Origin of the sequence: Mycoplana rhizolycopersici (genome assembly GCF_013378445.1) — a bacterium.
Lineage (GTDB): Bacteria > Pseudomonadota > Alphaproteobacteria > Rhizobiales > Rhizobiaceae > Mycoplana > Mycoplana rhizolycopersici.
The window spans coordinates 159,347-172,398 of sequence record NZ_JABXYK010000010.1; the positions used below are offsets into that span (position 1 = coordinate 159,347).

The window sequence follows — 13,052 nt, forward strand, 5'->3', positions numbered from 1 at the left end:
GACTTGTCAGATTGAACGATTCCATGCTTGCCGTGACCGAACGGGCAACGTGTTGTATAAAATATTTGAAATACGGTCATCATTCCGCTACGTTCAGCCATGCCGCAATTTCATGAGGATGCGATGCCCCTTCAATCGACGCCGGGACACGCGTCATTCGACGTCGCCGTAATCGGCGCAGGCGTGGTCGGCTGCGCGGTGGCGCGTCGGTTCGCTCTGGCGGGCGCCAAGGTGGTGCTCGTGGAAAAGGGAGCCGATATCCTCTCCGGTGCGTCCAAGGCCAACAGCGCTATTCTGCACACCGGTTTCGATGCGCCCGCTTCCAGCCTGGAGCTTGAACTCGTGCGCGCCGGGCGGGAGGAATATCTTGAAATCTACAAGCAGCTTGGCCTGTCGCTGGTTCGGACCGGAGCACTCGTTTGCGCCTGGAGCGAACTCGAAGCCGGTAAGCTCGAGGATATCGCGCGGCAGGGGCGCGAGAACGGGATTTCCGAACTCGGCCTGATGACCGCCGCGGCTGCCCGTGCCACCATGCCGACGCTTTCGAATGGCCTGGTGGCGGCCCTCGAGGTCGAGGGCGAGCATATCATCGATCCCTGGTCGGCGCCCCTCGCCTATCTGACGCAGGCGCTGGCGCTGGGCTGCGTGTTCTTGCGCGGCACGGAAGTGTTGCGAGGGGAGTTCGACGGGCGATGGAGGCTGGAAACGTCGGCGGGAATCCTGGAGGTCGGAGCGGTTGTCAACGCCGCCGGCCTTTACGGCGACACGGTCGACAAACGATTGGGCCTTGCTCCCGAATTCGAGATCAAGCCGCGCAAGGGCCAGTTCGTCGTGCTCGACAAGGCAGCGTTTCGGCATGTTCCGCGCATCGTCCTGCCGGTCCCGACCGAGATCACCAAGGGGATCGTCGTCTGCCCCACGGCCTTTGGCAATGTTCTGATCGGTCCGACGGCGGAAGAGCAGGACGACCGCGTGCGGGCGACCGTGGAGACGCGGACACTGGAGGCGCTTCTGGTACGCGGTGCAGAGATCGTGCCGGCACTTGCCGGCATTCCCGTTACCGCCGTCTATGCGGGCTTGCGACCCGCGACCGAGAAGAAGGCCTATCGCGTGATCGCGCGTCCGGAGAAGCGTGCGATCACGCTTGGCGGCATTCGCTCGACGGGGCTGAGCGCTGCACTGGGACTGGCCCGGCATGCTCTGCAACTGCATGAAGGTTTCGGCGCCGCCTTCGCTCCACCCTCCGCCCTGCCGGCGGTAAGCGTTCCGAACCTGACGGAAACCTGCCAGCGTGACTGGCAGCAGCCCGGGCATGGCGAAATCGTTTGCCATTGCGAACTTGTGACGCGGCGCGAGATCGAGGCTGCGCTGGCGAGCCCGGTTCCGCCGGGCGATTTCGGCGGCCTGAGACGGCGCACCCGCGCCGGAATGGGGCGCTGCCAGGGCTTCTACTGCAATGCGCGTCTCGCGGAGATGACAAGGGGCAGGCTGGCAACACCGCTGGCCGTGGACGAGGGACGAAAACCATGAACACACCTGCAGATGTTCTGGTCGTCGGCGGCGGACCGGCAGGCGTTGCTGCCGCGCTGGAACTGCGCCGTCGCGGCGTGGAAAAAGTCGTCCTCCTCGAGCGCGATTGCCATCTCGGAGGCGCGACGCGCCATTGCAGTCATTCGCCGTTCGGCATGCGGGAATTCGGCCGGGTCTATTTCGGTGCCGGCTATGGCCGCAGGCTGGAGCGCGAGGCGGAGCAGGCCGGGGTCGACGTTCGGTTCGGTCATTCCGTCGTCCGCCTCGGCGAAGACGGATCAGTGCTCGTCACCTCGCCTCAGGGTGTCGAAACCCTGCGCGCGCGCCGGATCATCGCCAGCACCGGGGCCCGCGAGCAGCCGCGCTCCGCACGGCTGATCTCGGGAGACCGGCCGATCGGCGTCGTGACGACCGGTACGCTCCAATCCTATGTCGCCTTTCACGGGTTGATGCCCTTCCGCCGCCCGGTCGTGGTCGGTTCGGAGCTCGTATCCCTGTCGGCGATACTGACATGTCTGGCGCACGGCGCGCGTCCCGTCGCGATGCTCGAGCAGGGGTCGCATGCGCTGGCGCGGGCGCCGCTCACATGGCTTCCGTCGCTGACGGGCATTCCCTTTCTTCGCGGCGCCGAAATCGTGGACATTCGTGGCCGCGATCGGGTCGAGGCCGTCCAGATTCGCCATGCGGGCGAAATCAGGACGCTCGAATGCGACGGCGTTCTGCTGACGGGACGTTTCACGCCGGAGGCCTCACTGTTCCTGCAGTCTGACACCGGCGTGGATGCGGGCAGCGCCGGACCAGCGGTTGATCAGGATGGCCGCTCTGCCAATCCGCTGCTTTTCGCCGGTGGCAATGTGTTGAGGGCGGTCGAAACGGGAGGATGGGCCTTTCGCGAGGGACGTTCGGTCGGCGCCGTCGTGGCGGCGGACCTGAAACGTGATCCAGCGGCGCCGGAGTTTATCCCCGTCACCTACGACGATCCGGTGAAGTTGACGGTTCCCAGTCTGCTGCGGCCCAGTCACCTGCGGGAGGGCGCTTTTTGGCATTTCCAGCTGCGGTTTCGCAGGCGTGCCGTGGGACGCCTGTCGCTGGAACTCGACGGACAGGCGATCTGGTCACGCCGCGGGCGCTGGCTGCCCGAGCGGCGCGTGCTCGCACCGCTGCCACCGCGCGCGCTGCTCGCCGCCCATGTCCATTTCCGCTTCCAGGAGGAGAGCTGAATGCGCGTCGCCGCCATCGATCAGGGGACCACGTCCACTCGATGCCTCGTCGTGGAGGACGGTGGGACGTGGCACGTCGCGGCAAGCAGGCGGCACGGGCAGCATCATCCTGCCCCGGGCTGGGTCGAGCACGACGCGGAAGAACTTCTCGCCAACGTCAAGGCCGTGCTGCAGGCGGCAGGCCGGGTCGATGGCATTGCGATTGCCAACCAGGGGGAAAGCTGCCTCGCCTGGGACGGTGAAACCGGAAAGCCACTTTCCCCGGTCATCGTCTGGCAGGACGGGCGGACTGCCGATGCCCTTGCAGCACTTGATCGGGCAGCCGAGCAGCGTTCCAAGGAAATCTCCGGGCTTCCGCTCGATTCCTATTTCTCCGCCAGCAAGCTCGCCTGGCTGCTGAAGAACATTCCATCCGTTGCCGAGGCGCAAGGCCGTGGCCGCCTGCGGCTCGGGACGACGGACGCCTTCTTCCTGGATCGGCTGACGGGAACCTTCGCAACCGATCTCGCGACCGCGTCGCGTACCGGACTGCTCGATCTGTCCACGGGCGGCTGGAGCAAGGAGATGTGCGCGCTTCATGGCGTGCCGATGGAATGCCTACCGCAGATCCGCCCAGTCGATGCCGGTTTCGGGGAAGTCGACGGCGTGCCGGTCAAGGTCTCGATCGTCGATCAGCAGGCGGCCCTCCATGGTCACGGCTGCCGCAAGTCCGGCGACTGCAAGATCACCTTCGGCACCGGTGCGTTTCTCCTGGCAGTATCGGGCAGCGATCGCCCGACCGCGGCCGACCTGCTGCCGACAGTCGCCTGGCAGCGGGCGGGGGAACGCCCGGTCTTCGCCATCGAGGGCGGTGTGTACGATGCCGGCTCAGCCGTAGAGTGGGTCGGCAGGCTCGGTCTGTACACCGATCCGGCCGAGCTCAATGCTTTTGAAGGACCGTCGGCGCTGAGCCGCGGCATCGTCTTCGTTCCAGCGCTTTCCGGACTGGCGGCGCCTTACTGGGATCGGCAGGCCGCGCCGCTTTTCATCGGCATGGACCAGGCGACCGACAAACGCGATCTCGTGCGCGCCGTCCTGGAAGGGATCGCGATGATGACGGCGAGCCTCCTTGAGGCGGCTTCCTCGGTCACCCCGCTCGGCTCCAGCATCTCAATAGACGGCGGGCTTTCGCAGAGCGACCATTTCGCAGCCTTCCTGGCGGCGGCAAGCAATCGCACGATCTGTGTCCCGCAGATGCACGAACTGACGGCGTTGGGCCTGGCTGAACTTTGCGGTATCGACGTCAAGGCGGCGCGTGCCACAGCCACGACCTTTGCGCCCGACGGCTCGGTGGGCGCACAAGAGCATGCGCGATATGCCGACGCCGTTACGCGGTCGAGAGGCTGGAGGCAGGGCCATCCTGCCTCCTGAAGCTGCAGGGCGCGCCGTTTGCCTTGAAGGCAGCGCGCTACGGGTATCACTCGATCCCGCTGACGAGGGGCGCCGCCTGAAGCGGCGACCATCCACGCTTAACGCCAGCCGGGGTCGGCTTTCTATCGCGCGCCCCAGGTATCGGTCAGGCGGTAGCCTTCCGGCCAGGGGTCGCTGGGATCGAGCATGTGCTGATGGGTGCCGGTGATCCAGGCGCGGCCGGATATCTCCGGCAACACGGCCGGGCGGTCGCCAACGGTGGCCGTGCCGAGGATGCGGCCGGAGAAGGTCGAGCCGATCAGCGAAACCGCTGTCAGTCGATCTTCGAGACCCATCTGCCCGCGGGCGTGCAGCACCGCCATTCGCGCCGAAAGCGCAGTCCCGGTGGGTGACCGGTCGACCTTGCCGGGCTGGATGGCAACGGCCGCACCCGCGCGCAGCCCTTCTGCCGTGCGTTCCACCGGACCGGCGAAGAGGCAGAAGGAGAAGTGCTTCCAGTCCGGATTTTCGGGATGGTGGAAGCCGAGTGCGGCATTGGCCGCGTTCGTGATCCGCACACCGAGCCGGGCAATGTCGTGCGCTTCGTCAGGCTTCAGGGCGAAGCCCATGCTGGCGGCATCGACAATGACGAAGCTGTCACCGCCATAGGCGGTATCGACGGTGAGCGTGCCCAGGCCTTCTACCTCGAGCTTGGCGTCGAGCCGTTCGGCAAAGCTTGGCAGGTTCTGCACGAAGATGCGCTCCGCCTTGCCATCCTTGCATTCGGCCCGCACGCGTACAAGGCCGCCGGGCGCTTCGAGCGTGATCTCCGTCACGGGTTCCTGCATTGGCAGGATGCCGCTGTCGAGAAGCACGGTCGATACGCAGATCGAGTTGGAGCCGGACATCGGCGGCGTGTCCTCGGGCTCCATGATGATGAAGGCGGCATCCGCCTCCGGATGCTTTGGCGGCACCAGAAGGTTGACGTGGCGGAACACGCCGCCACGCGGCTCGTTCAGGACGAAATTGCGCAGCGTCTGGTCGCGCGCGATCCAGCGGCTCTGTTCCCAGATCGTGTCGCCGGGCGGCGGGGCAACGCCGCCGACGATGACGTCGCCGACTTCGCCTTCCGCATGAGCGGAAACGACGTGAATGGTCTTGCTGCTGCGCATTTCTATCTCCTCAGGAAAGCCAAGCCGGAAGCCTGGCCGGAACGCGGCCGGTCAGTGCGGCGGTAACGCAATCGGCAAGGCTGCCGAACCGGATCGCACGTCCCGAAAGGCCCGGACCGTAGTGGGCATACTTGCCGGAATTCGTCATCACGGCGCGCGTCTGCGTGGGGAAGACGGGCTCGGAGATCGAGCACCAGCAGAGATCGGGCAAGACCTGGACGCCGGATGCGGCAAGCCGGCCGAGCGTGCCATCCTGCTCGGCCTTTGCGATCACGTCGTTGCCGGCCGTCACGATCACGGCGACGTCTTCGGCGCGCCGGCGCCCGGCGAGACAATCCGCAAGGTCACGACATTCTTCGAGCGAGGCATGCGGGCTGCCGATCGCAACGAGTTCGACCTGATCCGGCCCTTCGTTCAGAAGCGCCCAGGCGGATGCCATGTCCGCGCGGGTGATGCTGACGCGGTCGGCATCTTCGGCGGCACTTCCTTCCGCTTCCGGGGTAACGCCTTCGATATGCAGCATGGGGGCTGCCGATGTCGTGCCGAAGGCAGCGCAAAGAGCCTTGAGGTCGTCACGTGAGGGACGTCCCGCCGACAGGCCCCGAAGCAGGGGAATGCGATCCGGCGCCGCCCGCCCGGCGAGATAGCCGACCAGCGGCCAGAATGCGTCGTCGGCATCTTCCGGCAGTTCCACGTCGATCACACGCCGGGCCTTGCGATGGCGGTCCAGATAGACGCCGGACAATGGCGCCCGCCCCGTCAGCGCAATGCACAGGTCGAGAAAATCCGGGTGCTTCGCCGTGCGCGCGCCGAGTACGGTATTGGCGAAGATCACGGCGTTGGACTCGGCCCAGGCAATGGCTTCGCCGGCCCGCGGGGCACTGTCGAGCAGGTAGGGAGAACAGGTGAAGGTCGGGCGACAGCCCATGCGGACATAGGCATCGGCCAGCCGTGCCGCGGGATCGCCGAAGCCGAACGGGACGCCCTGAGCTTGCCAGTTTGCCCGATCGACCGAGATTGCATTCATCGTCGTTGGAACGCGCACGCGCGCGCCGAGGTCGGCCATCTTTTCGGCGAAGGTCAGGTTGGCGGGGCTTGCATAGATGCATCCGTCGATGTGGCCCTGCGTCACGTCGATCAGCCCGGCTGCCCCCTGCTGGGCCGCCATGGCGCAGATGATCCGCATCGCCTGGCGCACTGCGACGCCCTCTCCGCCCTCGAGCATCGACCGGTCGGAATCGCTGAGGTCAAGTGCCGCAGTCGCAGGAGGCTCTACCGGAATAACCAGCCCCTCGCTCTCGATGGCCGTGGCGCCGACGCGCGCAGTCCGTGCCTGAGACAGTGCTGCAAATGCCTCCGGTGAAAGCCGCAGGACCGGGATCGCCCGGTCGAACATCTCCGCCGCGATCAGTGCGCCGAGCGTGAGCACGTCCTCGGCTTCCGAAAACACCAGTGCCGCGGGCGACCTGCCGGTCAGGATGAGGTCGAGCAGCACGCCGGAGCCGGTGCAGGAGCCGCGGCTCGACGGCATCAGGAGAATGCTGCCGGTTAGACAGACCCCGTGCAGCGGATGATGCACGTCGATCACCGCGCCCGTTGCCGGATCGACGCCACCCCAGAAGCTCAGCGCTTCCTGTGTGCTGATCACCTCTCCTTCGGCCGTGCCGGGGAGAATGCTGCGGGCGGATCCGGAATGGCTCATGTCAGTCGACCTTGCTGGAGTTGACGCTTTGGCCGTGGGTTGGCCCCAGTCGCATCGCCTCCCTCAGAAGCGTTGCGGGGAGAACGGCGATACCTCGATGGCGGGATTGCGACCCGTCAGCAGGTCTGCGACCAGACGGGCGGTTCCCGCCGATTGCGTGAGGCCGAGATGGCCGTGGCCGAAGGCATAGATGACCCTTTGTGTCGCACGGGCGCGTCCGATCGCCGGCAGGCTGTCGGGCAAGGACGGACGAAAACCCATCCACTGGACGCCGCCCTGCGGCTTCAGCCCGGGCAGGAAAGCCTGCGCCTTGGTCAGCATCGCCTCGGACCTGCGGAAGTTCGGCGGCAACTTCAACCCGCCGAGCTCCACTGCACCGCCCACCCGGATCCCGGTCGAGAGGCGGCTGACCACGAAACCGTGGCCACCGAAGGTGACCTGGGTACGAAGATCGAAGGCCTCCGCCGGAAGCGTGGTGTTATAGCCGCGCTCGGTTTCGAGCGGAACGATATCGCCGATGGTGCGGGCGATCCGGTGCGAGAACGCGCCGGCGGCAAGCACGACGTTTGCGGCGCGCAGGAGCCGCCCATCCGCCGTCGTCACTTCGACGCCGCCGCCGACAGGCTGCAAGGCCGCCACTTCGGCCCGCTCGATCATGCCGCCGCTGGCCTGGAAATGATCCGCCAGCGCAAGGGTATAAAGCTTGGGATCGGCGATGGAGTACCAACCTGGGGTGAAGGTGCCGTGCGTGAAGCGCGGCGCGATGCCCGGCTGGATCTCCGCCATGCCCAAAGCGTCGAGGTGATGGAACTCGATACCGTGGGCGGCGCGGGCCTTCCATCCCGGAAGGGAAGCCTTGAACTCGCCTTCTCCTTCATAGACCTGAAGGTTGCCGTTCTTCTGCAGCATCTTCACCGTTCCGGTCTGCGCCAGGAACGGCTCCAGCTCGGACCTGGACAGATCCATCAGCGTGGTCTGTGCCGTCGTCGACTGGGCGACGCGCCGCGGCGAGCAGGCCCGCCAGAAGCGGAACATCCAGGGCGCGATCTGCAGGGCATAGGCCGGCGGCACCGTCAGCGGACCGAGCGGATCGAGCAACCACTTCGGCGCCTTCTTCAGGATGCCGGGCGATGCCAGCGGCAGGATGTCGGTGAAGGCAAAGGCACCGGCATTGCCGGCCGATGCGCCCGCGGCCGGCCCCTCCCGGTCGACAACGACGACCGTCAGGCCGCGTGCTTGCGCCGCGATCGCCGCGGAAAGCCCCACGACGCCGGCCCCGATGACGATGACATCGGTCTGAGCCTGCTCTTTCATCATGCCCTCAGTGCGTTGCAGCCAGGAACTTCTTCGTTTCGGGATGCTGCGGCGCGTCGAAGAGCTGTTCGGGCGCTGCGATCTCGGCCATGATGCCCTGATGGAAGAAGGCGACCCGGTCGGAGACCTCGCGGGCGAACTTCATCTCGTGGGTGACGCAGATCATCGTCATGCCTTCCGATGCCAGCATCCGCAGCGTGTCGAGCACCTCGCCGACGAGCATCGGGTCGAGCGCGGAGGTGACCTCGTCGAACAGCATGTATTCCGGCGACATGGCAAGCGCGCGGGCGATCGCCATACGCTGCTGCTGGCCGCCGGACATGCGGTTCGGATAGACCGAGAGCTTCTCGGCGAGGCCGACATGCGTCAGCTGCTTGACCGCGATTTCCTCGGCCTCGGCCTTGGAAAGGCCGAGCACCTTGCGCGGGGCGAGCATGACGTTTTCGAGCACGGTCAGGTGCGGGAAGGCGTTCCACTGCTGGAACACGATGCCGATCTTGCGCCTAAGCTTGTTGAGGTCGGTGCCCCGGGCATGGACATCGGTGCCGTCGACGACGATGCGGCCGGAATCGATCGGCTCCAGTCCGTTGATGCAGGTGAGCAGCGTCGACTTGCCCGAACCTGAACCGCCGATGACGGTAAGCACCTCGCCCTTGTCGACGGTGAGGTTGATTCCCTTGAGAACCTTCAACTCGCCGAAGGATTTGTGAACGTTTTCAATCTCAATCATTGGGGGACCACCGTTTTTCGAGATACCCGCCAAGCCGGGCGATGGGGAAGCTGATGATGAAGTAGATGGCGCCGCAGATCAGCAGGATGAACAGCGGCTCCTGCAGGCGGGTAACCAGGATCTGCGAGGCACGCAGCAGCTCGATGAGGCCGAGCCAGAGCACGAGCGCTGAATCCTTCATGACGCCGAGCGTCAGGCCGATCCAGGAAGGCAGCGAGACGCGCGTGGCGAGCGGTGCCACGATATAGCGCATGTCCTGCCACCAGGTCATGCCCAGCGAGCGCGCCGCACGCCGCGTCGTGGGAGGCACGGCGCCGATGCCGCCGCGCACGATCTCGGTGCAGTAGGCCGCAGTATAGAGCGAAAGCACCACGCAGGAGGTCGTAAACGGCGGCCAGCCGAGCTTCATGATCGACTGCAGCGCATTGCCGAGCACCAGCTGGATCAGCAGCGGCACGGAGCGGAACACGTCGAGCGCAAACGTCAGCGGTGCCGACCAGTACGGTCCGCACTGGACGCGGATCAGCCCGAAGACGATCCCGAGCACGGTGCCCGCGGCCACGGACACGGCGGTGACCATCAGCGTCATCCCTGCGCCTTGCGCGAGGAAGACGAGGTCATTCCAGGTGAGGGCGGTGTTGAACATCTCTCACCTCTCCTTAGTAGCGGAACATGCGCCAGGCGAAGGCGCGCGCAGCGAGCGTGACGGCCTTGGCGATGACGTAGTATATCACCGCGGCCAGGGCGAAGAATTCGAAGGTACGGAACGAGCGTGCATTCAGTTCCTGGGTGACGCCGGCCAGATCGGTGTTCATGCCGACGGTGACGCCCAGCGAGGTCATCAGGATCGCCCAGACCATCTGGTTGGTTGCCGGCAGGAAGGCGATGCGCAGCATCTGCGGCATGACGATATACCGGAAAGCCTGCAGCGACGTCATGCCGAGCGAGCGCCCCGCGCGCGCCTGCGTATCCGGGATCGCCTTGAGCGCGCCGCGGAAGTTCTCGGCGAGATAGCCGGCATTGTTGAAGGCGATGCCGACCAGGAGCGCCGTATACGGGCTCAGGTGGATGCCGAAGTTGCCGAGCCCGAAATGGGCCATGTAGATCTGGAACAGTGCCGGCGTGTTGCGCGCGATTTCGACCCATGTGGTGGCGAAGCCGCCGAGGATGCGGTTGCCGGACAGACGGAACAGCGTGAGCGCGATGGCGATCGCCAGTCCGATGGCCATGGACAGGATCGCGATCTGCAGCGTGACCAGCGCGCCGTCCAGCATTTGCGGCAGGGACCGCAGGGCCTGGTTCCAATGGAAGGTGTAGTTGAACATTGCTGTTTCACCTCTCGGAAACGAACAATGGCGCGAAGCAGAAGCCTCGCGCCATCGGAGAAGCGGTCAGATCAGCGGTAGACGCCGTTCACCGTCAGGTCCGGCAGTTCGCCGCCAACCCACTTTTCGTAGAGTTCGGCATAGCGGCCGGTGCGAACCTGCTGGTTGATGAACAGGTTGAGGTAGTTGATCAGTCCGTATTCTTCGCGGTTCGTGAAGAGGGAAACGTAGTCGACGTCGAAAGGCGCCTTGCCGACGACCGAGATGCCGGCGAACTTGCCGGTCTTGACGTTCGCCTGGGCGACGGTCGAGGTGGAGACGGTGGCGTCGATCTGGCCCTGGCTCAGGGCGAGGAAGACGTCTGCCTGGGTCTGGTAGGGACGGAACTCGCCGGTGCCCCATTCCTTGACCTGATTTTCGAGCGCGATGGCCTCGAAGGTGCCTGCGGTGGCGCCGACGATCTTGCCCTTCATGTCCTCGAAGGACTTGATGCCGGACTTGTCGTTCGCGGTCACCGCCATCTCGAAGGCGAAGTAGGGAACCGACATGCCCACGGTCTTGGCGCGCTCGAGCGTGTCGGAGGTGGAGGCGACGCCGACATCGACGCGACCGGACATCAGCGCCGGAATACGCTCGGGGAACGGGGTTTCGACGATTTCGGCGGTGACGCCGAGGGCCTTTGCAAGGTCGTTGCAGTAGTCGACGTCGAAGCCGATCGGGTTGTTGCTATCATCGCGCGATCCCATCGGCGGGAAGTCGAGAACGACGGCGCAGCGCAGCGTACCCGATGCGATGATGTCGTCCAGCTTGTCGGCGTGGGCCTGGCTGGACAGGGCGGTTGCGGCCAGCAGGCCGAGGGCGATCACCGAGGCTTTCATTTTTTCACTCTCCCAGAGTTGGTCTGTCAATTCATGCGATCACACTATTCCGCTTTGGCGAGCACAAATCAATTCAAAAATACAAGTAGTATACAAAAAGTATTCTACAAAATGTGCAACTGCCTGAAAATGAACGAGGGCTCCCCTTGCGGGAAGCCCTCGCATATTATGCCTGAGGCCGGAATCAGGCGAGGAAATCCTCGGGCAGAAGCCCTTCCGGCATGTTCTGGTAGGAAACCGGGCGCAGGAAGCGCCGGATCGACATCGTTCCGACGCTCGTGGCGCCGAAATTGGTCGATGCCGGATACGGGCCGCCATGAACCATGGAATCGACCACCTCGACGCCCGTCGGGAAGCCGTTGACAAGCACGCGGCCCGCCTTGCGCTCCAGAACCGGGCGCAGACGACGTGCGTCTTCGAGGTCGGCCGCGTCCATGTGAATGGTAGCCGTCAACTGGCCTTCGAAGCCGCGGGCGAGCGTCTCCATCTCGTCTACCGAGGAAACGCGAACGACGAGACCCAGCGGCCCGAACACCTCTTCGCCGAGCGCATGGTCGGCCAGGAACTGGTCGCCCGTCGTCTCGAACAGGTTCGGCGAGGCCGACCGATCGGACGACTTCGTCGTCAGCAGCGGCTTCACGGCGTTGCGGGTGGAGAACCTCTCCTGCCCGTCACGGTAGGCCTGAGCGATGCCGTCGGTCAGCATGGTCTGCGGGGCGACCTTGCCCAGCGCTTCGACGGTTGCCGCGGTGAAGCGGTCCGCATCGGCACCATCGAGAACGACGGCGATGCCAGGATTGGTGCAGAACTGGCCTGCGCCCATGGTCAGCGATCCGGCCCAGCCCTGTCCCAGCGTCTCGGCGCGTGCCTTCATTGCCTCAGGCAGAAGGAACATCGGATTGACGGATCCGAGTTCGCCGAAGAAGGGGATTGGCTCCGGGCGCGCGGCGCAAAGGTCGAAGAGGGCGCGCCCGCCGGCGAGCGAGCCGGTGAAGCCGACCGCCTTGATCAGCGGGTGCTGGACGACGGCGTGACCGACGTCACGCTTGCCGCCCTGGATGAGCGAAAAGACGCCCGGGTGTACGCCCGTCTTGCGGATGGCGGCCTCGATGGCCTGGGCAACGATCTCGCCGGTACCGGGATGGGCGGAGTGGCCCTTCACAACGACGGGGCAGCCGGCGGCCAGGGCCGCGGCGGTATCGCCGCCGGCGGTCGAGAACGCGAGCGGGAAGTTCGACGCGCCGAAGACGGCCACGGGACCGATCGGGCGCTGGACCAGACGGATTTCCGGGCGCGGTGCCGGCTGGCGATCGGGGAGTGCCGCATCGAAGCGACGGTCGAGGTAGTCGCCCTTCTCGATGTGGTCGGCGAACAGGCGCAATTGCCCGGTCGTGCGGCCACGCTCGCCCTGAAGGCGCGCTTCCGGAAGGCCGGTCTCCTGGCTGCCGATTTCGGTGATTTCCGCCGCGCGTGCCTCGATCTCGTCGGCGATCGCGCGCAGGAAGGCGGCGCGCTCGGCGCGCGTGGAATTGCCATAGCTCCAGAAGGCTTCCTCGGCCGCTTCGCAGGCGCGGTTCACGAGGTCAACGGTGCCGACGGCGAACGGATGGGAGGGGCCGTGCGCGGGCGCGGAATCGAAGGTTCCCGCGCCGTCGAGCCATTCGCCAGCGACGAGGTGTTTTCCTTTGGGGGTGAAGACCATTATGCCGATCCTTTCTTGGGTACCCGGGTGCACTTCAGCGAGAATCGGATCAAAGCCGAATTGCACGCGTCAGAAGTTTGTATACTCTAT

General features: G+C 65.5%; 11 protein-coding genes. 3 read left to right on the forward strand and 8 right to left on the reverse strand.

The genetic code is table 11. The features are described 5' to 3' along the window. Positions 1–123: 123 nt before the first annotated feature. Genes HV823_RS17200 through HV823_RS17210 form a run of 3 tightly spaced genes read left to right on the forward strand, consistent with a single transcriptional unit; the run spans position 124 to position 4,160 of the window. Positions 124–1,530 carry an NAD(P)/FAD-dependent oxidoreductase gene (locus HV823_RS17200; RefSeq protein WP_176950955.1) on the forward strand — a complete coding sequence of 469 codons (1,407 nt, stop codon included), beginning with the start codon at positions 124–126 and terminating at the stop codon, positions 1,528–1,530. Beyond that, positions 1,527–2,750, forward strand: coding sequence for an NAD(P)/FAD-dependent oxidoreductase (locus HV823_RS17205; protein ID WP_176950956.1), 1,224 nt, complete (start codon positions 1,527–1,529; stop codon positions 2,748–2,750). The genes HV823_RS17200 and HV823_RS17205 overlap by 4 nt, the downstream gene beginning before the upstream one ends. Beyond that, the gene (locus HV823_RS17210; RefSeq protein ID WP_176950957.1) at positions 2,751–4,160 is read left to right on the forward strand and encodes an FGGY family carbohydrate kinase; all 1,410 of its coding nucleotides are present in this window, start codon (positions 2,751–2,753) and stop codon (positions 4,158–4,160) included. Positions 4,161–4,282: 122 nt separating this feature from the next. On the opposite strand, the gene HV823_RS17215 is transcribed toward HV823_RS17210, so the two are convergent. The 8 genes from HV823_RS17215 to HV823_RS17250 form a co-directional block, all read right to left on the reverse strand. After that, positions 4,283–5,311, reverse strand: coding sequence for a trans-3-hydroxy-L-proline dehydratase (locus HV823_RS17215; RefSeq protein WP_176950958.1), 1,029 nt, complete (start codon positions 5,309–5,311; stop codon positions 4,283–4,285). Positions 5,312–5,321: 10 nt separating this feature from the next. After that, a complete protein-coding gene (gene lhpI, locus HV823_RS17220) occupies positions 5,322–7,013 on the reverse strand; it encodes a cis-3-hydroxy-L-proline dehydratase (protein ID WP_176950959.1) in 1,692 nt (563 codons plus the stop codon). Positions 7,014–7,076: 63 nt separating this feature from the next. Further along, the gene (locus HV823_RS17225; protein ID WP_176950960.1) at positions 7,077–8,327 is read right to left on the reverse strand and encodes an NAD(P)/FAD-dependent oxidoreductase; all 1,251 of its coding nucleotides are present in this window, start codon (positions 8,325–8,327) and stop codon (positions 7,077–7,079) included. A gap of 7 nt (positions 8,328–8,334) precedes the next feature. Then, the gene (locus HV823_RS17230; protein WP_176950961.1) at positions 8,335–9,057 is read right to left on the reverse strand and encodes an amino acid ABC transporter ATP-binding protein; all 723 of its coding nucleotides are present in this window, start codon (positions 9,055–9,057) and stop codon (positions 8,335–8,337) included. Then, complete coding sequence (locus HV823_RS17235) at positions 9,050–9,703, reverse strand: amino acid ABC transporter permease (RefSeq protein WP_176950962.1); 654 nt, start codon at positions 9,701–9,703, stop codon at positions 9,050–9,052. The genes HV823_RS17230 and HV823_RS17235 overlap by 8 nt, the downstream gene beginning before the upstream one ends. 13 nt (positions 9,704–9,716) lie before the next feature. Next, positions 9,717–10,382, reverse strand: a complete 666-nt coding sequence (locus HV823_RS17240; protein WP_176950963.1) for an amino acid ABC transporter permease — start codon at positions 10,380–10,382, stop codon at positions 9,717–9,719. A gap of 71 nt (positions 10,383–10,453) precedes the next feature. Then, positions 10,454–11,260, reverse strand: a complete 807-nt coding sequence (locus HV823_RS17245) for an ABC transporter substrate-binding protein (protein ID WP_176950964.1) — start codon at positions 11,258–11,260, stop codon at positions 10,454–10,456. Positions 11,261–11,444: 184 nt separating this feature from the next. After that, entirely contained in the window at positions 11,445–12,962 is a 1,518-nt protein-coding gene (locus HV823_RS17250) for an aldehyde dehydrogenase (NADP(+)) (RefSeq protein ID WP_176950965.1), read from the reverse strand. Between the last annotated feature and the right edge of the window lie 90 nt (positions 12,963–13,052).

Excerpts from the sequence above, each read along its gene's own strand:
- HV823_RS17200 (WP_176950955.1), top strand. The coding sequence starts at position 124 with ATGCCCCTTCAATCGACGCCGGGACACGCGTCATTCGACGTCGCCGTA.
- HV823_RS17205 (WP_176950956.1), top strand. The coding sequence starts at position 1,527 with ATGAACACACCTGCAGATGTTCTGGTCGTCGGCGGCGGACCGGCAGGC.
- HV823_RS17210 (WP_176950957.1), top strand. The coding sequence starts at position 2,751 with ATGCGCGTCGCCGCCATCGATCAGGGGACCACGTCCACTCGATGCCTC.
- HV823_RS17215 (WP_176950958.1), bottom strand. The coding sequence starts at position 5,311 with ATGCGCAGCAGCAAGACCATTCACGTCGTTTCCGCTCATGCGGAAGGC.
- lhpI (WP_176950959.1), bottom strand. The coding sequence starts at position 7,013 with ATGAGCCATTCCGGATCCGCCCGCAGCATTCTCCCCGGCACGGCCGAA.
- HV823_RS17225 (WP_176950960.1), bottom strand. The coding sequence starts at position 8,327 with ATGAAAGAGCAGGCTCAGACCGATGTCATCGTCATCGGGGCCGGCGTC.
- HV823_RS17230 (WP_176950961.1), bottom strand. The coding sequence starts at position 9,057 with ATGATTGAGATTGAAAACGTTCACAAATCCTTCGGCGAGTTGAAGGTT.
- HV823_RS17235 (WP_176950962.1), bottom strand. The coding sequence starts at position 9,703 with ATGTTCAACACCGCCCTCACCTGGAATGACCTCGTCTTCCTCGCGCAA.
- HV823_RS17240 (WP_176950963.1), bottom strand. The coding sequence starts at position 10,382 with ATGTTCAACTACACCTTCCATTGGAACCAGGCCCTGCGGTCCCTGCCG.
- HV823_RS17245 (WP_176950964.1), bottom strand. The coding sequence starts at position 11,260 with ATGAAAGCCTCGGTGATCGCCCTCGGCCTGCTGGCCGCAACCGCCCTG.
- HV823_RS17250 (WP_176950965.1), bottom strand. The coding sequence starts at position 12,962 with ATGGTCTTCACCCCCAAAGGAAAACACCTCGTCGCTGGCGAATGGCTC.